The sequence below is a fragment of the Micromonospora cathayae genome, from assembly GCF_028993575.1.
Classification (GTDB): Bacteria; Actinomycetota; Actinomycetes; order Mycobacteriales; family Micromonosporaceae; genus Micromonospora; species Micromonospora cathayae.
Genome location: NZ_CP118615.1, coordinates 2616645 through 2640392 on the forward strand (window position 1 = coordinate 2616645; position 23748 = coordinate 2640392).

Here is a 23748-nt window from a genome sequence, read left to right on the forward strand (position 1 = left end):
CGCACACCGCTTCGAATCTGGGGAGATCGACATGAAGCGCCGTACTCTCGACATCCTGTTCAGCATCGGCGGCCTCGGCCTGGCCGTCCTCCTGCTCATCGTCGGCCTGGTGCTGTCCGCCAACGCCAACTTCGCCAACGACTACGTCCGGGACCAGTTGAGCGAGCAGAACATCCGGTTCACCCCGGCGGCGAACCTCTCCGCCGAGGAGAAGAAGGCCGACTGCCTGGTGGAGAACGCCGGCAAGCTGATGACCAGCGGCAAGCAGGCCGAGTGCTACGCCAACGAGTACATCGGGCTGCACCTGAAGTCGATCGCCGGTGGCGAGACGTACGCCTCCCTCGGCACCCCGGAGCGCGAACTCCAGGCGAAGGTCACCGCGGCGCGGCAGGCCAACGACCCGGCCCTGCCGGAGCTGGAGAAGCAGCTCGCCCAGGTCCAGGGCCAGCGGGAGACGGTGTTCAAGGGCGAGACGCTGCGCGGCCTGCTGCTCACCTCGTACGGTTTCAGCGAGTTCGGGGTCAAGGCCCAGCAGGGCGCGCTGGCCATGTACCTCGGTGCCGGGCTGCTGTTCCTGCTCTCGGTCGCCGGTTTCGTGCACGCCGCCCGTACCCCGGCGACCGCGACCTTCGCCGCCGCCGAGAAGGTGCGCGTCTGACCTGCGCCACGCCTCGACGCCCCCGGTCCCGCGGCCAGCGGAACCGGGGGCGTCGGCGTTCGGGCCCGGCGCGGCAGGCCACCGCCGGCGCGCAGAATCGGACTTGACCCTCACGTAACGGCAGGCGGGAGCCTGGGGCGCAGAGAAGGGAGGGAACCATGGCGCACACGGTGGGAGAGGTGGCCCGGCTGGCCCGGATCACCGTACGGACCCTGCACCACTACCACCAGATCGGGCTGCTGTCGCCGAGCGGACGGACCCCGGCCGGGTACCGCCGGTACGACGACGCCGACCTGGACCGGCTTCAGCAGATCCTCTTCTACCGGGAGCTGGGGTTCCCGCTGGAGGAGATCGCCGCCATCCTCGACGACCCGGGCACCGACCCGGTGGCGCACCTGCGCCGCCAGCACGAACTGCTGACGGTCCGGGTCAAGCGCCTACAGGAGATGGTGCTGGCGGTCGAGTTCGCGATGGAGGCGAAGAAGATGAACATCCGACTCACCCCGCAGGAGCGGTTCGAGGTCTTCGGTGACTTCGACCCCGACACGTACGCCGAGGAGGCCGAGCAGCGCTGGGGCGGCACCGAGGCGTACCGGGAGTCGGCCCGGCGGACCTCCGGCTACAGCAAGGAGGACTGGGCGCGGATCAGGGCCGAGGTCGAGGACTGGGGACGGCGGCTGGTGGCGCTGATCGAGTCCGGCGCCCCGGCCGACGGACCGGCGGCCATGGAACTGGCCGAGGAGCACCGGGCGCACATCAGCCGCTGGTTCTACGAGTGCAGCTACGAGATCCACACCGGGCTGGCCGACATGTACGTGGCCGACCCCCGGTTCACCGCCACCTACGAGCAGCTCAGGCCGGGGCTGACCGGGTACCTGAACGAGGCGATCCACGCCAACGCGATCAGCCGGTCGTGAGGTGTCCCGGGATCCGTGTCGGTGCCCGGCGCTAGCCTGACGGCCTGCCCCGGCGGTGCGTGACCGTGCGGCGGCCGGCGTCGAGTCCGTCAGGGAGGTCCCGTGCTGATCATCGCCGGCACGCTGCACGTCGAGCCCGCCGCCCGGGAGGAGTATCTCGCCGCCTCCCGGGCGGTGGTCGCCAAGGCGGTCGCCGAGGTGGTCGCCATCCTCGACGCGTCCCGCATCTCCACTGTCGAGGCCCCCTGAGCTGTGGCGTTCGCCGTCCGCCCGCTCCCGGAGGACGCGACCGGCGTTCGACCTCTCCTGTTCCACCGGGCGTCCACCCCGACGCCGACGCGTTGACAGCGATCATGTCGATCGATAGCTTTCAGTGAAGGTTGTCGTACGACAACCATTACACGGGGGCTCTTCATGAAATCGTGCGCTGTGGCGTCCATCGAATCCTGACCGCTGCGCCCACCGGGGCATGACGCTGCCCTGGGCTGGGGACAGTCGCCGCTTCTCGCGGTGCCGCACCACTGGCAGCGGTCGAGGAACGCCGTGCCGCGGCGGACACCTGCCATCTTTCCGAACCGACCACCCGTCGTGCCGTGACGCGGTGGCCGGTGACTCACGCATGGCACCGACCCGATGGAACCGTCCATCGGAGTGCGCATAGGGAGAGCAATGGGGCAACGTAGTGCAGTAGTGGGGGTGGCCGTCGCCGTGGCCGTCGCGTCGGCGCTGGTCGCGCCGGGCGGCAGCCGGGCGGAGGCCGCGCCGGGCGGCAACCGGGCCGGTGCCGCGTCGACGAAGCCGTCACCGGCCGTCGAATCCGAGTTCTCACCGCGATCCGGGTCGAAGACGTGGCTGTTCGACTCACCGAAACGCGCCGCCAGCCCGCGCGTCGCCGGGGCCGCACCGTCGGTGCCCAAGGGGACCGGGCCGGTCCGCAACGGTACCGAGATCTCGTTCTCGCTGACCGACCGGCTGGAGACCAAGGTCAACGTGGCCTCCGGCAACCTGATGCTCGCCAGCACCGAACTGACCCTGCCCGGCGTCGCCCAGAACCTGACGATCGGCGCGTCGTTCAACAGCCTGCTGCTCGGCAGCGACCTCGAGGTCGGGGCGCACGGCCCCGGCTGGCGTACCCGCTCCGGCGTGGACGTGAAGCTCTACCCGGCCGACGACGGCTCGGTCACCTACGCCGCCGCCGACGGTGTGGTCGGGAAGTTCACCGCGTCCGGCTCCGGCTACACGTCCCCCGGCGAGTTCAAGGCCACCCTCGCCCACGAGGGCACCGGGTGGAAGCTCACCGAACACGGCGACGGCCGGAAACTCTTCTTCACCTCCGCCGGCCTGCTCGACAAGACCGAGGACCGCAACGGCAACGTCACCGACTTCGCGTACAGCGCCGGGAAGATGACCACGGTCACCTCGGACCGGGGCGTGACCAGCGCCCGCACCGCCACCGTCAGCTACACCGGTGACCGGCTCGTCTCGTACCGGCAGTCCGACGGGTACGGCACCCTCCGCGAGGTCAGCTACGAGTACGACAGCGCCAACCGGCTCGCCGCGATCCAGAGCGCGGCCTCGTCCCGCCGGGTCACCTTCGAGTACGACACCAACGGTGACCTGGTGAAGATCTGGCCCAAGGACGACGCGTACGTCACCATCACCTACGACGGCCAGCACCGGGTGACCTCGGTGAAGCAGGTCCTCAACCACGTCACCGGGGACGGCGTCACCACCCGGTTCGCCTACCCGACGGCGTCCCGGACCCTGGTCGCCGACGCCCGGCAGGACCTGTCCCAGCCGGTCTCGGCGGTGCCGCACACCGTCTACGACCACAACGCCGACAAGCGGGTCACCGACGTCACCGACCCGGCCGGCAACAGCCGCAGCAAGCAGTACACCCCGTACCAGGACATCAAGTCGTCGACGTCGCCGGAAGGCGCGGAGATCACCAACACCTTCGGGGCGAACGCCGGCGAGTCGGTCACCAAGTCGGTGTCACCGACCGGGGCCAGCGCCGAGGCCGCGTACGCGAACGCGGCGACCTCGACCAACCCGACGGCGAACTTCCAGCCCTCCTCGTCGATCGACACGCAGGGCAAGACGTCCACGTACACCTACAACGGGGCGGGCAACCGCACCGCCACCGCCGACGCGCTCGCCGCCGAAGCCAAGGTCGAGTACAACAGCAACGGCACGGTGAAGAACTCCACCGACCCGGGCAACACCGGCAACCCCACCACCTACACGTACGACAGCAACAAGCAGGTGACCAAGGTGACCCCGCCGACCGGCAACGGCCTGGCCGAGAAGACCTTCACCTACGACGACCTGGGTCGACTCAAGACCGTCACCGACGGCTGCGTCACCACGTACGACTACAGCAAGGACGACCGGATCGCCAGCATCAGCTACTCCGGCTGCGCGACCACCACTCCGGTCACCTTCTCCTACGGCCGGGCCGGCAACGTGATCAGCCGGACCGACGCCACCGGCACCACCACCTGGGTCTACGACAACCTCAACCGGACCCGGCAGCGCACCGACGCCGGCGGCACCCTGGACTACCGGTACGACGCGGTCGGCAACCTCACCGAGCTGACCGACGGCCGGGGCACCACCAGCTACTACTACAACACCCGCAACTGGCTGGTCCGGATGGACACCGCCGGCGGCACCCGCTACAACTTCTCGTACGACAAGGACGGCAACCGGGAGAACACCTGGTTCGCCACCAACGACACCAACAGCGCGTACGCGCTGCGGGTCAAGACCGTCTACGACCGGTCGGACCGGCCCACCCGGATCACCGCCACCCGCAACTCGGCCAGCCCGGCCACCGTCTTCGACGTCTCCTACTGTCACGCGAAGTACGTCGCCGGGCAGGGCTGCTCCACCGAGAAGACGGACGACACCGGACTGCGGCAGTGGCAGAAGGACGAGACCACCGGCGCCGTCACCCAGTTCAGCTACGACGACGGCAACCGGCTGACCAAGGCCACCAACCACCACGGCAAGACCTACGAGTACGGGTACGACACCAACGGCAACCGGACCAGCGTCAAGGTCGACGGCACCACCACCCAGACGTTGACCTTCAACACCGCGAACCAGGTCACCACCACCAACAACACCTACGACGGCCGGGGCAACCAGACCAAGACCAGCGCCCCGTCGATCGGCACGCTCAGCTACAACGCCGCCGAGCAGATGACCGCCACGTCCGCCGGCAGCGGCTCGACCAGCTACACCTACGCCGGCAGTGACCAGGTCGAGCTGACCGCCGCCGGTACCACCACCCTGCGGTACGGCCTCGAGGACCAGCACGGCATGCCCTGGTTGCAGTCGTGGAACCCGAACGGCACCCCGGTCTACGCCGAGCGCGACGGCCTCGGCACCCCGCTGGGGCTGCGGATCGCCAACACCGACCACGCGTACGTGCTGGACGGGCTCGGTTCGGTGGTGGCGATCGTCAAGGCCGACGGCACCGTGTCGGCCCGGTACACCTACGAGCCGTACGGCAAGCTGCTCACCAGCGACGAGTACAACCTGCCGCACACCAACCTGATCCGCTACGCCGGTGGCACGTACGACCAGAGCAGCACGCTCACCAAGTTCGGGCAGCGCTGGTACAACCCCGTCCAGGGCCGGTTCACCCAGCAGGACAACCTGAGCTTCATCGGTAACCCGCAGAAGGGCAACCGCTACGCCTACGCCGCCTGCAACCCCGTCAACTACACGGACCCCACCGGCCTCGATACGGGGAACGAGTACGTCGACTCATGTCTGACCAAGGGCTTTGGGGGAGCGGTCGCCGGGGTCACCGCAACCGGGCTGGGGGCGTTGTTCGGTCCGGTCGGGTGGGGCGTCGTGATCGCCTCCGCACCGATCGGGATGATCACCGGCTGCCTCGGTGGTTTGACCGAGACCTACTTCGAGAACAACTAGTTCCCTGGCTGCCACCTCCAGAAGGAGCGGACCCGTGAAACGATCACCTCTCGCCGTGATCCTGATCAGCCTGGGCGCCGTCGCCGGATTCGCGCTCGCCAGCACCGTGGGTGACCGAAACCCGGAAACCTTCGTGGTGGTATCAGCAGTGTTCATTGTCCTGGTGCTGGTCGTTGCGCTGATCCAGCTGATACGGCGAGGACCGGGCCGCCGCTGACGACGCCATGTGAACGCCGCCGGGCGAAGGACCGTTCCCTGGTCCTCCGCCCGGCGGTCGGGAACGCTCAGGCGGCGAGAGTCCGGGCGGCGGCGTACACGTCGGCGGGGAGCGGGTGGGCCAGCTCCCACAGGATCCGCATCGGCCGGTCCCCGTGGTGCTCCCGGTACGTCATCGGCCCCGCGTACAGATACGGCGGCGCGCCCAGGTCACCATCCGGCACCCGGCTCTGCCGCACGAACAGGTGCACCGTCGAGCCCTGCGCGGCATGGTGCACGTACCGCTGCCCGGTCGGCGAGTGGGTCGACGTGGTGCTCTGCGACTCCCACTGGAACAGGGTCTCGGTGACCGCCCGGTCGGCGTACATCGTGGTGGGGGAGTAGTGCCGCTCGGACTTCACCAGCGTCACGAAGAACAGGTCGGCCTGCTCGGCCGCCAGCCACTTCACCCCTTCCCGCAGCGACGTCGGGTTCGGCATACCGAACGCCGCGCACGCCTCGTTGCGGCTGTACCGGGCGTGCACCCGCAACGGCAGCCGGGGCGACGGTGCCGGCCGGGTGACCCGGCGGATCCGGTCCCGCAGCACCCCGGCCACCTCCCGCAACTCGGCGCGGCGTGCCGGTTCGGCCCGCAGCCGGGCCAGACCCTCGGCGGCCCGACCAGGCGGCAGCCGGTGCCACAGTGACACGTACAGCATGTCCCGCAGCCGCCCCGACCGTACCGGTCCCGGTCCGTCGTCAGCCGGCCGGAGCGGGCCGTCCCCCTGGCCCGGGTCGTCGTCGGCCAGCTCCAGCAGCAGGTCCAGCCGGTCCGGGTCGTCCAGGTGCAGCATCCGGCCTATCGCCCGCCCCAGCTCCCGGTCGTCCGGGCCGGGAGTCGAGGCGTCCAGCCCGGCCAGCCGCCGCAGTCCCGCCCAGCCACCCAGGCCCGCCGAGCGGTACAGGTCCTCGATCTCCAGGCCGGTGTCGCGGAGGAACTCCGCCAGCGGTACGTCCCCGAGCCGGCGCAGCTCCGCGACCAGGCCCTTCCGGGAGGTGGGCAACGCCCGTTCCAGGTTACGCAGCACCACCTCCTTCGCCACCCGGTCCAGCGCGATGTGGCAGCCGCTCGGCAACGACGGGAAGTCGTCCCGGACCGCCTCGGTGACGCCCCGCCGGCTCAACCCGGTCAACGCCCGCCAGCGCAGGTCGAACCGGAAGTCGGCGTGCTGCGCGCCGATGAAGTCCAGCACGGTCAGGCACGCCTTGTCGTCGTCCAGCCGCAGGCCCCGGCCGAGCTGCTGGAGGAAGACCGTCGCGCTCTCGGTGGGCCGCAGCAGCAGGATGGTGTCCACCATCGGCAGGTCGACGCCCTCGTTGAACAGGTCGACCGTGAACAGCACCCGCAGCTTCCCGGCCCGGAAATCGCGCAGCAGCGCGTGCTGGGCGGGCCGGTCGACCGACGACGTCACCGCCGCCGACGGTACGCCGTGCCGGGAGAACCAGTCCGCCATGAACTCGGCGTGCCCGATGCTCACGCAGAAGCCGAGCGCCCGCATCCGCCCGACGTCGACCTTCTCCCGTACGGCGGCCAGAATGATCCGGGCCCGGGCGTGGTTGCCGGTGTAGACCCCGGCCAACTCGTCACGGTCGTAGCCCTGTCCGCGCCGCCACCGCACCACCGACAGGTCGGTGTCGTCGTGCAGGCCGAAATACTGGAACGGGGCCAGCAACTGCCGCTCCAGCGCCTCCCACAGGTGCAGCTCCACCGCCGCCCGGCCGTCGAACCACCGCCGCACGTCGCCGCCGTCGGCCCGGTCCGGGGTCGCGGTCAGTCCCAGCAGTACGCGCGGCCGCAGCCGCTCCAGCAGCCGGGCGTACGTGGGCGCCTCGGCGTGGTGGAACTCGTCCACGATCACCATGTCGTACGCCCCGGGGTCGATCTCCCGGCGGTGCAGCGACTGGACCGACGCGAACACGTGCCGCCACCGCCCCGGCGCTTCGCCGCCGACCAGCAGCTCACCGAAGCTGCCGTCGCCCAGCACCTGCCGGAACGTCGAGCGGCTCTGGGTGAGGATGCGCTCCTGGTGCGCGACGAACAGCAGCGAGTCGACCCGACCGGCACGGGCCAGCCGGCGGTAGTCCAGCGCGGCCACCACCGTCTTGCCGGTGCCGGTCGCCATCACCACCAGGTTCCGCCAGCGCCCGTGCACCAGCCGCTCGGCGTCCAGGTCGGCCAGGATCTCCGCCTGGTACGGGTACGGCCGCACGTCCACGCCGCTGATCTCGGTGCCGGGGCCGGCGGGCCGTTCCCCGCGCAGCGCCAGCCGCAGCCGCTCGGCGTCCCGCCCCGGGTGGTACGCCTCGAACGCCACGTCGTTCCAGTAGCCCTCGAAGGTCGCGGTGAACGTGTCGAGCACGTGCGGCTGCTCCGCTTCGGCGACCCGGACGTTCCACTCGACCCCGTCCACCAGCGCCGACTTCGACAGGTTCGACGAGCCGACGTACGCGCTGCTCAGGCCGTTGCCCCGGCGGAACAGCCAGGCCTTGGCGTGCAGCCGGGTGGTCCGGGTGTCGTACGAGACCCGCACCTCGGCCCCGAGTTCGACCAGCCGGTCCAGGGCCCGCTGGTCGGTCGCCCCCAGATACGTCGTGGTGATCACCCGAAGCTTCCCGCCCCGGTCGATCAGCTCCCGGATCGCCGGCTCCACGATCCGCAGTCCGTACCACTTCACGAACGCGCAGAGCAGATCGACCTGCTCGGCCGACGCCATTTCCCGGACCACCTCGGACCCGATCCGGGGCTGGTGCCGTCCGTTCACCAGCAACGCGCCGGTGGACAGCGGGGCGGTGGGGCGTACCGGAAAACTCGGTGCGGCGGGCGGAGCCGGCGGGGCCGCGATGGCGTGCAGCAGGTTCCGGGCGTCGAGAATCTGGTCCTCGACGCCGGTCGCGGCCGGCGCGAGCGCGGCGATGCCGGCGGCGATGGCGTTGGCGACCTCGACCTGCCGAACGAGCTGGTCCGGACCACCCGGTACGGCGCGCAACGCCCGCCGGGCCAGCGTGGCGAGGTGCCGGGCCAGCACGTCCGGCGCGTCGGCCGGCTCCAGCTCATCGTGCCGGACCAGAGCCGGGTCGACCTGTCGCAGCCGCTCGGCCAGCTCACGCGTGATCAGATGCTCGTAGATGCCCCGGCCCGGTACGGTCACCGCCGCACGCTATCGACTGTGGACGGCACGCGGCGTCCCGGGTCGGTCTCGCTCTCAGCGCGGCCCGAAGTCGGGGACGGTGAGCGTGCCGTCCGGGGCAAGGGTGAACCCCGGGTTGTGCGCGATCTCCCAGACGTGCCCGTCCGGATCGGCGAAGCAGCCGGCGTACCCACCGTAGAAGGTCTCCCGGGCCGGCCGGGTGATCGTCGCCCCGGCGGTCTCCGCCACGGTCAGCACCGCATCCACCTCATCCCGGATACGCACGTTGTGCGCCAGGGTGATGCCGCCGAACCCGTCACCGGTCGGGTTGCTGAGGCCGGCGTCCTCGGCGAGCTGGTCGCGGCCCCAGAGCACGACAACCAGACCGCCGGCCTGGAAGAAGACCGTCCGCTCGACCTCCTGGCCCTGCCAGCCGAGCCGCTCGTAGAACGTCCGGGCCCGGTCCAGGTCGGCCACGCCGAGCGTGACCAGGCTGATCCGCTGTTCCATCCCCGCACCGTACCGCCGCCGTGTCGCGTGCTTCGGGCTATCGCCAAAAGATGAACGTTGATTCGACGCGTAGTACGTGCTCTTGGTGACGTACTACGTGCTCTTCAGGACGTCCTACGTGATGTGCTAACGTCGGCGGCTCGATTCCACAATGGACGGAGCTTGTCACAGATGCTGACCGCCGAGCTGGGTCTCACCCAGCATGATTCCCTGACTGCCGCCCAGCAGGCCGCAAGTGAAGCGGCGTCTGCCTGTGGCGGCCGTTCCTTCACCTGTGTGGTTTTCCAGCAAGGTGGACGGCTCATGCTCACTACCGCGTTCTCGAACGCGTTCCTCGTGAAGCATGTCGTGGCCGAGCCTGCTGCCAAGGGTGGCAACCCCCGAATGGCGACGAACCGCCCGATGGACTCGACGCATGTGCGTGCGATCAGCAAGTACCTGGTGGAGAACGAGCGAAACTACATCCTGCCGCCATTGACGCTGAATGTCCGTTCTGTCCCGGCTATTCACGTTCCACGTGGCAACTTCGCCACAACGGTCGGGTTCGTTGTCATCGGTGACGAGACCAGGTTCTCCGTGACCGATGGACAGCATCGGCTCGCCGCGATTTCGAAGGCGAGTGAGTCGCTGAACGGCCCTGACTCTATGTTCATGAGTGAAAGCGTGTCCGTGGTCATCGTTGTCGAGCCCGACCTTGCTCGAATCCATCAAGACTTTGCTGACGCGGCTCAGACGAAGCAGATCCCGGCAAGCCTTCTGGCGGCCTTCAACACCCGAGAGCCGCTGAACCGAGTGTTGACCAAGATCGTGGACGGCTCGAGGCTGTTCCATGGACGAATCGACGAGACTTCGAAGAGTCTGTCCAAGAACTCCCCTGCGATCTTCCTGCTCAACCAGGTTCGGGGGATGGTGAAGGAGCTGCTTTTCCGCGACTACGCCCTGAGCGAGTCGAGCATTCCTGCCAGGAGCAATCAGGTGATAGGCTCGACCTACAAGCAGGACGCTTTCGTTGAGCGGACCCTCTCGATGATGGACATCCTGACCAAACACATGGCGCCGTGGTCGGTTATTTCGGAGCTACCTACCTCGGGTGGCCCGGCCAATCAGGTGGTAGATTTCCGAAGGCATTACATCAACATGACTGCCACTGGGTTGGTGATCATTGGTCACGTCGCCTATGAAATCGAGAAGAACCAAGATCCGGAATGGCGCATCGATCGCTACGTAGACCTTGCTACCAAGGTCGACTGGCGGCGGGAGGCCGAGATCTGGCGAGGCAACATCATCTCGGGCGACAAAATCAGTACGACTCGCTCGCCAGGGCGGCTCGCTGCCAAGAGGGTGATGTCCGCGATCGGGTTGCCTTCTGTCGATGTGGCCGACGGCGCGATACCTGGCATCGACCCTCTGGTTGGCGCCGGAATCTAGTGGCCGAAATTGCACTTGCTCCGTGTGTCTGGGCCGCATCGGATGCGCGGAGCAAGGCTCTTCGGGGTTGTCGGGCCGACACCAGAGGCCCGTTCTCTCGCTAATGAGAACCCCTTCGAAGGCTGTCGGAATCGGCGGGTAGTGTCCGTACGGTCGGCATGCAAGGAGGTGGAGTCGATGCGGGCTGCCCTGGAACTGCCGCCGGCAGTGGAGGCGGAGCGGGTTATCACGGCCGTCCTGGCCGACCTGCGCTCCGGCGACCACCGGGGCGTGGTGGTCGACTCGCCGCCCGGGGCCGGCAAGTCCACCCTCGTGGTCCGGGCCGCCGCCGAGCTGGCCGGGGCCGGCGAGCCGCTGATCATCATCGCGCAGACCAACGAGCAGGTGGACGACCTGATCGACCGGCTCGCCCGCAAGGCCCCCGGGCTGCGGATCGGCCGGCTGTCGGCCGGCGACTACCGGCCGTCCGAGCGGATCACCGCGCACGAGACGGTCCGGGTCGCCGCGAAGGTCGCCGACCTGGGCGGTCCGGCCGTCATCATCGGGACGGCCGCCAAGTGGGCCACCGTCACCGAGGGCTCCTGGCCGTGGGCGATCGTGGACGAGGCGTACCAGATGCGGTCCGACGCTCTGCTGCGCGTGGCCGGCAGGTTCGAGCGGGCCCTGTTCGTAGGGGATCCCGGGCAGCTCGACCCGTTCTCCACCGTCGACGTGGCGCGCTGGACCGGCCTGACCTGGGATCCGATGCAGTCGGCGGTGGCGGTGCTGTTACGCCACAACCCGGACCTGCCGGTGCACCGGCTGCCGGTGTCCTGGCGGCTGCCCGCCTCGGCGGCCCCGGTGGTGGCGCGGGCGTTCTACCCGTTCACCGGGTTCCGGGCCGGGACCGGGCCGGACGACCGGGTGCTGACGTTCACCGAGGCCGGGCCGGGCGACACCGTCGACGCGGCGGTGGAGCTGGCCGCCACCTCCGGTTGGGCGCTGTACGAGCTGCCCGCCCGGCACACCCTGCGTACCGATTCCGAGGCGGCAGCCGCCTGTGCTGCCCTCGCGCTGCGGGTGTTGCAGCGCGGCGCGGTGGCATACTCGTCCGGCGAGTCCTCCCCGGTCGACGCGTCCCGGATCGCCGTCGGGGCCGCGCACCGCGACCAGGTCGCGGCCATCCGCGCCCGGCTGGGCGAGGCGGGTGCGGGCGTCACCGTCGACACCGCCAACCGGCTCCAGGGCCGCGAGTACGACGTGACGATCGTCCTGCACCCGCTCTCCGGCCGGCGGGACGCCACCGGGTTCCACCTGGAGTCGGGGCGGTTGTGCGTGCTGACGTCCCGGCACCGGCACGCCTGCATCGTGGTGGCGCGGGCCGGGATCGCGGAACTGCTGGACGCCCACCCGTCGACCGAGGTGGTGCACCTCAACGTCCCGGTCAAGTTCCCCGACGGCTGGGAAGCGAACCAGTCGATGCAGTCGCACTTTCTGGGCACTCGAGTATCCGTCTGACGTGTGCGCTGTCGTGCCGGTAGCCGGTCGTGGTGCGACCGGTGCGGTGTGGACGGCAGCGACGGCGCGATGCCTCTCCCGGATCTTCGGTAGTTCCCATCAGGGGCTGGACTGATCGAGGACAGCGGACTTTGTGGGGCATCAACAGTCGGTACCGGCCACGTACCATGGGTGACTGTTCCACAGCGGTGGGTCCAGGGCGGAGAGTCGGGATGGCGGTCAGGAAGCTGATCAGACGTATCGGCTGGCTGACCATGGTGACGATCTGCGTGTTCTCCCTCGCCGCTGTGGTGCTGATCGTCGGTGTGACACTGCAACTGCGGGGCCTGCAGGACGCGGCCAACGTCGCCCAGTTGGTTTCGGTGGTGCTGGCGGTTCCGCCCCTGGTGGTTCCGCTTGTCGTCTGGCTGCGTACGTCGAGAAGCGAGCAGCGGAACTTGCGGGGCAGCGGGCCGGAAGCGCCGGCCACCGACGAGACCAGTCCGCTCCGCGTGGCCGCCGAGGTGAAGGACGTGGAGGAACTCGCCCGGCGGGACGACGGTCGTCTCCTGCCGATCAGCGGTCACAGCCTGCGAATTATCGTCGAGTCCACGGACGGCACCGTCGTGCTGAAGGGGCTACGCCCGGTCGTGGTCTCCCGTGATCGGGTTGACGCCACGCGGATACCCAAGCCCACGTTGGGCATCGTCGAGCCACGTCGGTTCACGATGCACCTGGACGCGGATCCGCCGAGGGTTCACCCGCAGCGGGCCGGGGTCGACTTCCCGTTCTCGGTTTCGCCGTCCGACCCCGAGGTCATCGACGTGACGGTGGAGCTGCGCCGTGACCAGGTCAGCTGGTATCTGCTGCTCGACTGGACACGGCACGGCCGGAGCGGAACGTACCGGATCATGGCGGCTGGTCAGCCCTTCCGCACCATCGGACGGAACGGACTCAGGGAGGTCATCAGGTGAGCGCGATGGGCATGACCGCCGTACTGCTACTGATGATCGGCGGTGCGTTGGGGCTGATCGCGTGGCATCGGAGCAGCCGACCAAGGAAGGTCCAGCCGCAGCCGCAGCCGCAGCCGCAGCCGCAGCCGCAGCCGTCGGGCGAGTCCGTTCCACCGCCCTTGCCGACTGCGGTCGATGGTGCCGGCCCTCGCGTCGAGGTGGCGGCCCGCTTCGACATGGACAGCTGGCGGCACTGCCACCCGAGCACGGCACTGGGGCCGGACCCGATCGACGTGCCGGCCAGCGGCTACCAGCTCTATCTGCGGGTGGTGTCCCACGAACCACACCTCAGCGTGCGCGTCACCCTCAGCGCTGCGGTGATCGACGAGCTGCCGCTCGGTGAGGCGGAGGTCGCGATCGGCAGCCGGATCGAGGCTGCTGTACCGGACGTCGAGATTCTGCTCGATACACAGCCCCCGCTGATCCGTCCGACCGTCGGCCCGGACGGCAACGCTCTCCGTCCCGACGTGACGTTTCCCGCCGTCCTCGCCCCGGGCGAGACGCGAATCTGGCGCCTGGCCCCGTTGACCGACTCGCAGAGCCTGATGAGATGGCGGCTGAACGTGGCTGCTGTCACGACGGAGAGTGAGACCCTGGTTCCCGTTCCACAGGTCGTCACGGGCGATCACGGCTGGGTGAGGTTCAGCCCGGACGGCACCTCCGCACGGGTTCCGCACCCGGGCAGCCGCCACTGGCGGCCACACGCTTCTGCCTGACCGCTTTCCGCTGCGCCGTCCGTCCGCCGAACCCCGTACGACCGGCCGACCAGCAGGCCCGCCTTCTCCCACGATCCTCGGGGAGGCGGACGGAGGAGGTGACGCGTCGACCGTGCCGCTGCGGCATCACTGACCCGGCCGAGACGTGTACGTCTGCGGCCGCCGGTTCCCGGATCCAGCTGCCGGGCAGCTTCTGGCGCGGCGGCCGGCTTGCCAGCTGGCTGGTCGACACGAGATGCGGCATCTGGGGCGGTCATCCTTGTCGGAGACGCCAACATGCCGCATGTTGTGACGGGTGACGGGTGACGGGTGACGGGTGACGGGTGACGGGTGACGGGGCGGGCGGCCTGGCGGGTGGTGTCACGGTTTCGTGGGGCGGAGGGTGTCCACGACCGGCTGCCAGCCGTCGCGGCGTATGTCGGGCAGGTCGGTGACCTGGACGCCGGCGTCCCGCAGCAGCCGGAGGTGCCCGGGGTAGGCGGGGTGGTTGCCGAGGTCGCCGACGCGGGGGAAGGCGTGCACCGGTACGCCCGCGCCGAGCGCCTCGTTGAGGATGCCCAGGGCGAGGGTGTCGTTGACGCCGGTCGCCCACTTGTTGATCACGTTGAAGGTGGCCGGTACGACGGCGACGGCGTCGGCCTCCGGATGCGGCTCGGGGTCGCCGGGCAGCCGCCACTCGACGCGTACCGGGTGGCCGGTCCGTTCCGCGAGGGCGGCGCGGTCGAGCCAGGTGGCGGCGGTGGGGGTGAGGATCAGGCAGACCGTCCAACCGTCGGCGATCAACAGGCCGACCAGATCGTCGATGTGCTGCGCCGGTCCAGCGGCGGATACCACCAGGTAGAGCACGGGCTGACTCGTCATGGGATCACGGTACGGGGGCCGGCCGCGACCTTCCTTTCGATCGGTGGACGTGAGAACGTTGTTGCCGGAACGTGTGCTCCTGGACACGGGGGGTGAGCGGCGTGGGGGTTGCCGACGGTCCGTCCCGATGGTCGATCGAGCGGTTCGGGCCAACCCTGGCGGCGGCGCTGTGGCAGCGGATCCCGGCGGCGCTGCACCGTGCGGTCGAGTTGGCCCGGGACGCGCACGAGGCGTCCGAGTTGGACACCGATCACGCCTTCGGGCCGGTCCGCTGGAAACAGCAGTACGAGGTGCTGCACGAGCACCTGCGGGACCTGCCCGACGTCACCGACGTGCATCCGCCGGGCGCGCAGGTGCGGGTCACCGTCTGCCGTGGTCACGTCCTGCTGCCCTGGCGGTACGCCAAGCGCGGGAACGTGGACCTGGCGAGCGTACATCCGGGTCGTGATCTGGGCCGGCTCGCGCGGGATCTGCTGGTGCTGTTCGGGCCGGAGCCCGCCTACCGGGAGGTGCCGTTGCCGATGATGCCGGTCACCCCGGACGAGTCCCGGGAGCGGGGGCCGCTGCGCGAGGCTGTCGAGGGGGTCGCCGCCGACCCTAGGGTGCTGCTGGTCGGGTACGCGGCCAACTCGGAGGACGGCCTGCTGCGGGTGTCCTGGGGGGAGGCGGCGCTGGCGCGTGGTGACGTGTTGGAGTGGCGGCACGTGGAGGAACTGCCGCTGTCCGGCGAGCCGTCCCGGGGGCGGCCGGCTCCGCTCGGCTGAGCCGGGGCGGCACCCGCTACTTCGCGATCAGGAGGAGCAGGCTGCGGCCGCGCAGCAGGTAGCTGGTGCCCTGGCCGCCGATCAGCGCCTCCGACCCGGGCGCGGCCACCTGGTTCGCCCCCTCTGCCCAGCTCGCGGTGTCGGTGACCCGGTACCACTGCTTTCCGGTGCCCGGCGACGGGAGGGTGAAGTTCACGTCCCCGGACCAGCCGTTGTAGCCGACGTAGATGGCCGACGCCGGGTCGCCGAACTCGGTGCCGTCGATCCGCCAGGCCAGCGCGTGGTTGCCGGCGTTGCCCCAGTACGCCCCGTCGGGTGCGGTGCCGGCCGGGGTGAACCAGGCCAACTGGGCCAGGCCGTTGCCGTTGGTGTCGGCGGCGGAGTAGAAGTTCGCCGGGCGCAGCGCCGGGTGGGCGTGCCGGAACGCGGCCAGCCGGGCGGCGAAGGTCCGGAAGGTGGTCTGGTCGGCGGTCGGGTTCCAGCCCAGCCAGTTCGCCGACGAGTCCAGGTTGTACGGGTTGTTGTTGCACCGCATTCCGCGCAGTGTCTCGTCCCCACCGGTGATCATCGGGGTGCCGGCGGAGAGCATCAGGAAGGCGTGCCCGTTGCGGGCCGCCCGGCGCTGGTCGGCGGCCACCCCGCCGTGGTCCCAGGAGACGTTGTCGTCGCTGCCGCCGTCGGAGGGGCCGTACGGCCAGGGCTGGGTGTTGTTCTTGCCGTTGCAGGCGTACAGGTCGGCCAGGGTGAACCCGTCGTGGGCGACCATGAAGTTGACCGAGTGCCAGGGCCGCCGGCCGTCGTCGCCGTACAGGTCGGAGGAGCCGGCGAACCGGTCGGCGAGCTGCCCCGGGGTGACCGGGTCGACGCCGAGCTTGTTCTGGTCGCGGCGCAGGGTGTCCCGGTACTGGCCGTTCCACTCGGCCCAGCCGGCCGGGAAGTTCCCCACCTGGTAGGTGCCGTTGCCCAGCGCCCACGGTTCGGCGATCCAGTCCACTCCCGCGCCGCCGCCGGCCGGGCGGGACGGCATCTCCCGGGTGATCCGGTTGAGCGCGGTGTTCGGGTCGGTCTTGTTGTACGTGAAGCAGCCGTGCTGGCAGGTGTTGCCGAGCACCGAGGCGAGGTCGTGCCGGAACCCGTCCACCCCGAGGGTGTCCTTCCAGTACGCCAGCGAATCGACGATCAGGTCCTGGGCGACCGGATTGTAGGTGTTGTAGTTGCCGCCGACGCCGGTGTTGTCCCAGGACGACTGCCGGTCGGCGGTGAGCGAGTAGTAGGTGGGGTTGTCCAGTCCGCGCCAGGAGACGATGTCGTAGACGTTCGACACGCCGGCGCTGTAGACGCCGCCCTCGCCGGTGTGGTTGTAGACCACGTCGACCAGCACCTTGATCCCGGCGTCGTGGAACGCCTTGACCATCTGCTGGAACTCGCGGGTCGGTCCGCCGGGGGAGCGGTCGTAGGCGTACCGCCGGTCCGGGGCGAAGTAGTTGACCGTCATGTAACCCCAGTAGTTGTCGCCGGCCGTGCCGGTGGGGTCGACGTCGTTGGTGTCGTTCTGGGTCTCCTGCAACGGGAGGAACTCCACCGCGGTCACCCCGAGCGAGGCCAGGTAGGCGGCCTTCAGCCCAGCGCCCCGGTAGGTGCCCCGGTAGGCGGCCGGCACCGCCGGGTCGTTCATGGTCAGGCCGCGCAGGTGCACCTCGTACACCAGGTCGTCCTTGAGGGGCCGGGTCGGCTTGCTGCCGTACGCGGGGGTGGTGGCGGACAGCACGATGCCCTTGGCGGCGTGCGGTCCGCTGTCGATGGTTCGGTACGCCGGCCCGGAGGCGTACGTGGTGGAGCTGGTCATGCCGGGGCGCAGCGGGTCGTGGCTGATCTCCCGGGCGTACGGGTCGAGGAGCAGCTTGTTGGGGTTGAACCGGTTGCCGGCGGCGTCCACGTCGGCGACGAACCCGGCCGTCGAACCCTTGGTCCAGGAGGCGCTGTACGGCCAGTTCGGCCCCCAGGCCCGGTAGCCGTAGTAGACGGTGCCGGCGATCCCGGCGGCCCGCAGGGCGCTGACCTCGACGGTGGCGCTGAACACCCCGGAGGCGTCCCGGGTGAGCAGGTAGGAGGCGTTCTCGCTGGTGCCGGTGGGTGCGGCGTAGAGGTTGACGGTCATCCGGGTGGCGGCCGACGAGTACACCCGGAAGGTGATCCGGGCCCCGGTGCCGTCGTAGCGCGCGCCGAGGGTGCGGGCGTCGATCGCGGCGGCGGCGGGCGGTGGCGCGACGTCGAGCACGGGCGTGACGACGGCGGTCAGGGTGAGGCCGACGAGGGCGGCGAGGGTGGCCCGGACGCGCCGGGCTCGGGGTACGGACATGGCCTGCTCCGACGTCCGGGGGTACGGGCGCTGCAAGACCTTGCAGCGATTGCCGAAAAGATAACAGTCGATTTCAGGCCGGTAAAGAGTTCGCCGTGCGTCGATGCATTGCGGCCGGCCCCGGGAGCCGTTCCGGGGCCGGCCGCGCTGCCCGGCTCAGCCCCAGATCGAGGTGGCCCACTCCGGGTGGTCGACGAACGGGTTCCGGTTGCCCTGCCAACGCTCGTAGATCCGCTGGTTGCGGCGCTTCTCGAAAGTGTCCGGCGGGTCGGCCTGGTGCCACTGGAGCAGCACCGACATCTTGCCGTGGTACGGCGCGGTGCCGTTGTTGACCGAGTTGTTCAGCTCCAGGTTCGGCCAGCCGTCGGTCCCCTCGTACCGGATCGCCATGTACATGATCATGCGTGCGACGTCGCCCTTGACGGCGTTGCGCGGCTCGAACGAGTCGGCGTCGCTGTAGCTGCCGGGGGCCTCGGCGACCGCGCTGCCGCCGAGGTCGAAGTCCTTGTTGCCCCGGGTCGAGTTGACCGTCACGTCCTCGGGACGCAGGTGGTGCACGTCGGTGCCCGGCCCGGTGGAGGTGCCGAAGTCGCCGTGCGACTTGGCCCAGACGTGTTCCCGGTTCCAGTCGTTCGCGCCGCCGCCGTTGCTGCTCTTGCTCTGCGAGCGTCCGGAGTAGAGCAGGATGACGTTATTCGCGTTCGCCGGGTCCTGGTCGGTGTCCTTGAGCGCCTCCCACGCCTGGTCGTAGGAGAGCTTCGTGTGCACCCTGATGATCGAGTGCAGGGAACTCCGCAGCGCGGTGCCGGTCTTGCCGATCGCGCTGGCGTAGTACGTCGTGTCGTAGTCCCCGCCCGGGACGGTGCCGGTCGGGCCCGGCGTGGGCGTCGGCGACGGGGTGGTGCCGCCGCCGAGGCTCATCGCGGTCGGTGACTTCAGCCCGCCGTGGCTGAAGTACGCGGTCAGCACGCCGGTCGCGGTGATCGCCTTCCCGCGCAGGCCCGGGTTGGTGAGCAGCCCGAACTGGGTCCGGTACGCGCTGGTGATCTGGACGTAGAGCATCCGGCCGGTGCTCGTCTCGGCCGCCGAGTCGGCGATGGCGATCGCGGTGTCGGCGGTGAAGCCGGAGGTGAGCACCGTGCTGCTGGCCGTGGGCTGGCCGATCACGTACCCGGTGACGGTCGCCGTGCGGCCGTCCTGGGCGGCGAGCGCCTGGGCCACGGTCAGGGTGGTCGCGGCGGACGCCGAGGTCGCCACGACGGGTGTCGCCACGGCGACGGTCAGCGCGAAGGCGGTGATCAACCGCCCGGGTCGCGAGCGGACTACGCTCCTCATATTCATGCCCAGCGATGCTATCGGCAGTGACGTGAACAGCGGGAGATGTCGAGGGCAACATTCCACGAGGGAACGAGAACGCGGTGACGCGCCGTGACCGGGTGAACCGCCCGGCCGGCTCCGCTTCACCCCGTTGCGTGGTGCCGTTCACCCGGCCGGCGGCCGGACGTCAGGCGGGTACGTTGAGCTGCAGGTCATGACCGAGAACCACCCTGACCTGCCCGCCGACGACGACCCGACGAACCTCACCCGCCGTAATGTGCTCGCCCTCGCCGGCGGTGCCGCCGTCGCCGCGGGGATCGTCGCCGGCACCGCCGCGCCGGCCGCCGCCAGCCCCGCCCACGGCCCGGACCCCGCCGGGGACGTGCCGCCCCGGCTCGGCGGCCGGCCGCTGCTCTGCGAGCCGTACCTGCTCGACCCGCAGGCGGACAGCGTCCACGTCGTCTGGCACACCGAGGAGTACGGCATCACCCAGGTGGTGCTGGTCGGCCCGGCGGTGGCCGCCCTCGACGACACCGCCGCCCTCGCCGCGGCCACCGGCCGGCGGGCCGCCGGCCCCGGCTGGCGTCGGCTCACCGCCGACACCGCCCGGCTGAGCCGGACCCGGGAGGACGCCGGCTCGGCGGTACCCGGCCGCACCTACACCGCGGTGGTGGACCGCCCGGTGTACCGGCACCTGGTCCGGGTGACCGGCCTGCGGGCCGGCGAGCGCACCCCGTACCGGGTGGTCGCCGTCGACCACCTGGGCCGGGCCACGGTGACCGCCGCCTACTCGCTCGCCCCCGCCGTGCCCCGCCGCAAGCCGGTGAAGCTGCTGCTCACCAGCGACCACCAGCTGATGGGCATGACCCCGGCCAACCTGGAGAAGGTCGCCGAGACCGCCGGCGTCCGGCTGGACGGCGTCCTGGTCGCCGGTGACCTGGTCAACATCCCGGACCGGGCCAGCGAGTGGTTCGACAGCACCAACGGGCGGGCGTTCTTCGCCGGGCTGACCGGCCGGGCCGACCGCACCATCGCCGGGCGCACCTACCGGGGCGCGCCGCTGATCCAGCACTCGCCGCTGTTCCCGGCCATCGGCAACCACGAGGTGATGGGCCGCTGGTCCGACACCGACGGGCTGAACGCCCAGTTCAACGACCCGCAGCCGATCGAGGTGGCCCGCCGCCGCTGGCTCCAGACCCGCCCGGCCGGGATCGACGAGCAGACCTGGCTGCGGTTGAACTCCTGGGACGTCACCACCTACGAGGAACTGTTCCCGTACCCGCGCAGCGCCGACGGCGGGCCGCGCTGGTGGTCCCGGACCATCGGCGACGTGCACCTGATCACCCTGTTCGCCACCCAGATCTGGCGTTCACCCGCGCCGAACACCCGGGGCAAGTTCTCCGAGGCCCCGGCCGACCTGGCCGACGAGTCGAAGTGGGGCTACGGCCAGCACATCTTCGAGCCGGTCAGGCGGGGCTCCCGGCAGTACCGCTGGCTGGAGAGGGAACTGGCCTCCAGCGCCGCCCGGCAGGCGAAGTACCGGGTGGTCATGTACCACCACCCCGGGCACGGGCTCGGTGACAACTCCGCGCCGCCGTTCACCGACCCGGTGCAGAAGATCACGCGGGACCCGGTGACCGGCGCGGTGACCGCCGTCAGCTACACGTACCCGCTGGCCGACGACCACATCCTGCGCGACCTGGAGCCGCTCTTCTCGGCCGGCGGCGTGAACCTGGTCCACAACGGGCACTCGCACCTGTGGAACCGGTTCCGCAACGCCGACGGGGTGAACTGGCTGGAGACCTCGAACGTCGGCAACAGCTACGGCGCGTACGACGCGTCCAGCGGGGCGTCCCGCAACCTCCCGGACAGCCCGGACAACATCCGGCAGGGCGACCCGGGCGGCCTCACCCCGATCGTGCCGACGATCGCGCCGCTGACCGACGCCGCCGGCAAGCCGCTGCCGTACGTGTCCAGCAACGACATCACCGTCTTCTCGCTGCTCGACTCGGCGGCCGGGGTGGTGCGCTCGTACCGCTCCGACACCCGGCAGCCGGACGCCCCGGTGATCCTCTTCGACGAGCTGCCGCTGACCTGAGCCGCCCCACCCCGACGGCACGGACGGCACGCCGGCCGCCCCCGGACACGGTCCCGGGGCGGCCGGCGGCTGCGGTTCGACGGGTCGGCACCGACCCGTCGTCTCAGGTCAGGCCCAGGCGGTGTACGTGGATCCCGCCTCGCCCCGGCACAGCAGCGAGGGGCTGTAGATCACCCGCCGGGCGGCCACCTGGTGGCTGGACCTCCCGGAACACGTCCGGCGGAGTGCCGCCTGCTGACCCCCCGTTTGTTCGTAACTACGTAACTACGTAGTATCGAGCCATGGGTTCGCTGGAGGATCGGGTAACCGCACTGGAAGCGCGGGTCGCGGAGCTGACGGAGCAGCGGGCCGCCGCGCCGCCCCCGACCGCCGCCGCCGACACGTTCTGGGCGCTCGACGGGCTCAAACGGCGACTACCCGAGGGACACCCCGGCGCGGTCCTCTACACCGGCACCGTCGACCTCGGCGAAGGCGAGCGGTACGACTGGCAGTACGGCCTGCCCGTCGACGACGTACTCGCCGAGGACTGGACCGAGGCCGCCCCCATGCTGACCGCGCTGGCCCACCCCGTCCGGCTGCGGCTGCTGCGCGAGATCCTCGGCGGCCGGCGCGGCACCGCCGAACTCGCCGGGATCGAGGAACTCGGCACCACCGGCCAGCTCCACCACCACCTACGCCAGCTCACCGCCGCCGGCTGGCTGCGCAGCGCCGGCCGGGGCCGGTACGCGGTCCCCGCCGAACGGGTGGTCCCGCTGCTCGCCATCCTCACCGCCGCCCGCCGCTGACCCCGGCCGGAAGGAACACGTCATGCGCACGTCGACCATCGCCACCATCCTGGTCGGGCTCGTCGCCGGGGGGATCGCCCTGGCGGGCATGCCCCGGCCACCCCACCTCACCGACCGGACCACCGGGGACGCCGACCTCGCCGCCGCCGTCCGGGACGCCGTCGGTGCCACCGAAGGGCTGCGCGGGCTCTCGGTGGCCCTGGTCGAACCGGGCCGGATCCGGGTCGCCGGGCTCGGCGCGCGGAACCCCGCCGGGGCACCCGTCGAAGCGGACACCACCTTCGAGATCGGCTCGGTCACCAAGCCGCTCACCGGCATGCTCCTCGCCGACCGGATCGCCGCCGGCGTGGTCCGTCCCGACGACCGGCTCCGCGACGCGCTGCCGGCGGTGACCGGCCCGACCGGCGAGGTGACCCTGGCCGAACTCGCCAGCCACCGCGCCGGCCTGCCCCGGGTGCCGATCACCTCACCCGTCCACCTGGCCCGGATCTGGTGGGCGAACCTCGCCGCCGCCGACCCGTACGCCGGGCAGGACACCGCCTGGCTGGTCCGGGCCGCCAGCAGCACCGAACCGGGCGACGGGCGGGGCGAGGTGAACTACTCCAACTTCGGCGCGGCCCTGCTCGGCCAGGCGCTCGCCGCGCAGGCCGGCACCAGCTACCCGGAGCTGCTGGACCGGGAACTGCTCACCCCGCTGGGCATGCGCCACACCTCCGCCCACCTGGACGGGGCGGCCCCGCCCGCCGGGCACGCCACCGGCAGCCGGGCCGGCGGCCGACCGGCCGACCCGTGGACCGGCTCGGGCTGGACCCCGGCCGGCGTCGGCACCTGGTCCACCGCCGGGGACCTCGGCACCCTCGTCGCCGCGGTCCTCGCCGGCACCGGGCCGGGCGCGGACGCCACCACGCCCCGTTTCGACGCCGGTGACCAGGGGCGCATCGGGTACGGCTGGTTCACCACCCGGCACGGCGACCGGGAAATCGTCTGGCACAACGGCGGCACCGGCGGATTCCGGGCGTACGTCGGGCTGGACCGGGCCGCCGGCCGGGGCGTGGTGGTGCTCGGCAACACCGACCGTAAGGTCGACCCGATCGGGCTGCGGCTGCTCGGCGTACCCGGGAAGGACCTGGCCGGCACGGACGGCGTCGGCCTGCCCGGCTGGGTCGGGGTCGGGCTGGCCGTGACGCTCAGCTTCATGGGTGGCTGGTCGCTGGTCTCGATCGTCCGGCGCGGCCCGGACCGGCTGACCCTGGCCGGTACGGCGGTCTCGGCGCCGGTGTTGTTGCTGCTCGCGTACCGGCTGGGGGAGTGGACGCTGGTGCCCGGCTGGGTGTGGGCGGCCGGCTGCGCGGCGAGCGCCGCCGCGCTGGTGTCGGCCGTCCGCCGGTGGCCGGCGTTGCCGCTGGTGGCCGGGGCGCCGCCCTGGCGGCGGTGGGGCGGCACGGCGGTCGAGCTGACGCTGGTCGTACTGGCGCTGCTGGTCGTGCTCTGACCCGCGCCGCCCCGGGGCCGGTCGAC

At 70.8% G+C, this 23748-nt stretch carries 18 protein-coding genes; 13 read left to right on the forward strand and 5 right to left on the reverse strand.

Features of this window, described 5'->3' with window-relative positions:
* The first annotated feature begins 31 nt into the window (after positions 1 to 31).
* From PVK37_RS12000 to PVK37_RS12020, 5 genes are all read left to right on the forward strand, one after another.
* Complete coding sequence (locus tag PVK37_RS12000; RefSeq protein WP_275033951.1) at positions 32 to 658, forward strand: hypothetical protein; 627 nt, start codon at positions 32 to 34, stop codon at positions 656 to 658.
* Positions 659 to 816: 158 nt separating this feature from the next.
* A complete protein-coding gene (locus PVK37_RS12005; RefSeq protein WP_275033952.1) occupies positions 817 to 1575 on the forward strand; it encodes a MerR family transcriptional regulator in 759 nt (252 codons plus the stop codon).
* A 102-nt stretch (positions 1576 to 1677) separates the two neighbouring features.
* Complete coding sequence (locus PVK37_RS12010; protein ID WP_275033953.1) at positions 1678 to 1824, forward strand: hypothetical protein; 147 nt, start codon at positions 1678 to 1680, stop codon at positions 1822 to 1824.
* Between the two features lie 447 nt (positions 1825 to 2271).
* Positions 2272 to 5520 carry an RHS repeat domain-containing protein gene (locus tag PVK37_RS12015; RefSeq protein WP_275033954.1) on the forward strand — a complete coding sequence of 1083 codons (3249 nt, stop codon included), beginning with the start codon at positions 2272 to 2274 and terminating at the stop codon, positions 5518 to 5520.
* A 34-nt stretch (positions 5521 to 5554) separates the two neighbouring features.
* Positions 5555 to 5737: a hypothetical protein gene (locus PVK37_RS12020; RefSeq protein WP_275033955.1), complete on the forward strand. Its 183-nt coding sequence runs from the start codon at positions 5555 to 5557 to the stop codon at positions 5735 to 5737.
* A 67-nt stretch (positions 5738 to 5804) separates the two neighbouring features.
* On the opposite strand, the gene PVK37_RS12025 is transcribed toward PVK37_RS12020, so the two are convergent.
* Together PVK37_RS12025 and PVK37_RS12030 are read right to left on the reverse strand one after the other, a co-directional pair.
* Positions 5805 to 8924: a DEAD/DEAH box helicase gene (locus PVK37_RS12025; protein WP_275033956.1), complete on the reverse strand. Its 3120-nt coding sequence runs from the start codon at positions 8922 to 8924 to the stop codon at positions 5805 to 5807.
* Between the two features lie 54 nt (positions 8925 to 8978).
* Positions 8979 to 9413 carry a VOC family protein gene (locus tag PVK37_RS12030; protein WP_275033957.1) on the reverse strand — a complete coding sequence of 145 codons (435 nt, stop codon included), beginning with the start codon at positions 9411 to 9413 and terminating at the stop codon, positions 8979 to 8981.
* 171 nt (positions 9414 to 9584) lie between these two features.
* Here PVK37_RS12030 and PVK37_RS12035 point away from each other — a divergent pair, with 171 nt between their 5' ends.
* From PVK37_RS12035 to PVK37_RS12050, 4 genes are all read left to right on the forward strand, one after another.
* Positions 9585 to 10841: a DNA sulfur modification protein DndB gene (locus PVK37_RS12035; protein WP_275033958.1), complete on the forward strand. Its 1257-nt coding sequence runs from the start codon at positions 9585 to 9587 to the stop codon at positions 10839 to 10841.
* 177 nt (positions 10842 to 11018) lie between these two features.
* The gene (locus PVK37_RS12040; RefSeq protein WP_275033959.1) at positions 11019 to 12338 is read left to right on the forward strand and encodes an AAA domain-containing protein; all 1320 of its coding nucleotides are present in this window, start codon (positions 11019 to 11021) and stop codon (positions 12336 to 12338) included.
* A gap of 269 nt (positions 12339 to 12607) precedes the next feature.
* Positions 12608 to 13291 (forward strand): hypothetical protein, encoded by a 684-nt coding sequence (locus PVK37_RS12045; protein WP_275033960.1) that lies wholly within the window; start codon positions 12608 to 12610, stop codon positions 13289 to 13291.
* On the forward strand, positions 13288 to 14046 hold the full coding sequence (locus tag PVK37_RS12050) for a hypothetical protein (RefSeq protein ID WP_275033961.1): 759 nt from the start codon (positions 13288 to 13290) through the stop codon (positions 14044 to 14046). Before PVK37_RS12045 ends, PVK37_RS12050 begins: the two co-directional genes overlap by 4 nt.
* A 360-nt stretch (positions 14047 to 14406) precedes the next feature.
* On the opposite strand, the gene PVK37_RS12055 is transcribed toward PVK37_RS12050, so the two are convergent.
* Entirely contained in the window at positions 14407 to 14907 is a 501-nt protein-coding gene (locus PVK37_RS12055; protein WP_275033962.1) for a flavoprotein, read from the reverse strand.
* Between the two features lie 101 nt (positions 14908 to 15008).
* On the opposite strand from PVK37_RS12055, the gene PVK37_RS12060 reads away from it, so the two are divergent.
* Positions 15009 to 15671 (forward strand): hypothetical protein, encoded by a 663-nt coding sequence (locus PVK37_RS12060; RefSeq protein WP_275033963.1) that lies wholly within the window; start codon positions 15009 to 15011, stop codon positions 15669 to 15671.
* A gap of 16 nt (positions 15672 to 15687) precedes the next feature.
* Here PVK37_RS12060 and PVK37_RS12065 read toward each other — a convergent pair whose 3' ends face one another.
* The gene (locus PVK37_RS12065) at positions 15688 to 18030 is read right to left on the reverse strand and encodes an isoamylase (RefSeq protein WP_275033964.1); all 2343 of its coding nucleotides are present in this window, start codon (positions 18028 to 18030) and stop codon (positions 15688 to 15690) included.
* Between the two features lie 156 nt (positions 18031 to 18186).
* Positions 18187 to 19365, reverse strand: coding sequence for an endonuclease (locus PVK37_RS12070; RefSeq protein ID WP_275033965.1), 1179 nt, complete (start codon positions 19363 to 19365; stop codon positions 18187 to 18189).
* Positions 19366 to 19561: 196 nt separating this feature from the next.
* On the opposite strand from PVK37_RS12070, the gene PVK37_RS12075 reads away from it, so the two are divergent.
* The 3 genes from PVK37_RS12075 to PVK37_RS12085 all read left to right on the forward strand — a co-directional run bounded on the left by PVK37_RS12075 (position 19562) and on the right by PVK37_RS12085 (position 23722).
* Positions 19562 to 21445, forward strand: a complete 1884-nt coding sequence (locus PVK37_RS12075) for a metallophosphoesterase family protein (RefSeq protein WP_275033966.1) — start codon at positions 19562 to 19564, stop codon at positions 21443 to 21445.
* A gap of 281 nt (positions 21446 to 21726) precedes the next feature.
* On the forward strand, positions 21727 to 22230 hold the full coding sequence (locus tag PVK37_RS12080; RefSeq protein ID WP_275033967.1) for an ArsR/SmtB family transcription factor: 504 nt from the start codon (positions 21727 to 21729) through the stop codon (positions 22228 to 22230).
* Positions 22231 to 22252: 22 nt separating this feature from the next.
* Positions 22253 to 23722: a serine hydrolase domain-containing protein gene (locus tag PVK37_RS12085; RefSeq protein ID WP_275033968.1), complete on the forward strand. Its 1470-nt coding sequence runs from the start codon at positions 22253 to 22255 to the stop codon at positions 23720 to 23722.
* The last annotated feature ends 26 nt before the right edge of the window (positions 23723 to 23748 follow it).

Excerpts from the sequence above, each read along its gene's own strand:
- PVK37_RS12000 (WP_275033951.1), top strand. The coding sequence starts at position 32 with ATGAAGCGCCGTACTCTCGACATCCTGTTCAGCATCGGCGGCCTCGGC.
- PVK37_RS12005 (WP_275033952.1), top strand. The coding sequence starts at position 817 with ATGGCGCACACGGTGGGAGAGGTGGCCCGGCTGGCCCGGATCACCGTA.
- PVK37_RS12030 (WP_275033957.1), bottom strand. The coding sequence starts at position 9,413 with ATGGAACAGCGGATCAGCCTGGTCACGCTCGGCGTGGCCGACCTGGAC.
- PVK37_RS12035 (WP_275033958.1), top strand. The coding sequence starts at position 9,585 with ATGCTGACCGCCGAGCTGGGTCTCACCCAGCATGATTCCCTGACTGCC.
- PVK37_RS12040 (WP_275033959.1), top strand. The coding sequence starts at position 11,019 with ATGCGGGCTGCCCTGGAACTGCCGCCGGCAGTGGAGGCGGAGCGGGTT.
- PVK37_RS12055 (WP_275033962.1), bottom strand. The coding sequence starts at position 14,907 with ATGACGAGTCAGCCCGTGCTCTACCTGGTGGTATCCGCCGCTGGACCG.
- PVK37_RS12065 (WP_275033964.1), bottom strand. The coding sequence starts at position 18,030 with ATGTCCGTACCCCGAGCCCGGCGCGTCCGGGCCACCCTCGCCGCCCTC.
- PVK37_RS12070 (WP_275033965.1), bottom strand. The coding sequence starts at position 19,365 with ATGAGGAGCGTAGTCCGCTCGCGACCCGGGCGGTTGATCACCGCCTTC.
- PVK37_RS12075 (WP_275033966.1), top strand. The coding sequence starts at position 19,562 with ATGACCGAGAACCACCCTGACCTGCCCGCCGACGACGACCCGACGAAC.
- PVK37_RS12080 (WP_275033967.1), top strand. The coding sequence starts at position 21,727 with ATGGGTTCGCTGGAGGATCGGGTAACCGCACTGGAAGCGCGGGTCGCG.
- PVK37_RS12085 (WP_275033968.1), top strand. The coding sequence starts at position 22,253 with ATGCGCACGTCGACCATCGCCACCATCCTGGTCGGGCTCGTCGCCGGG.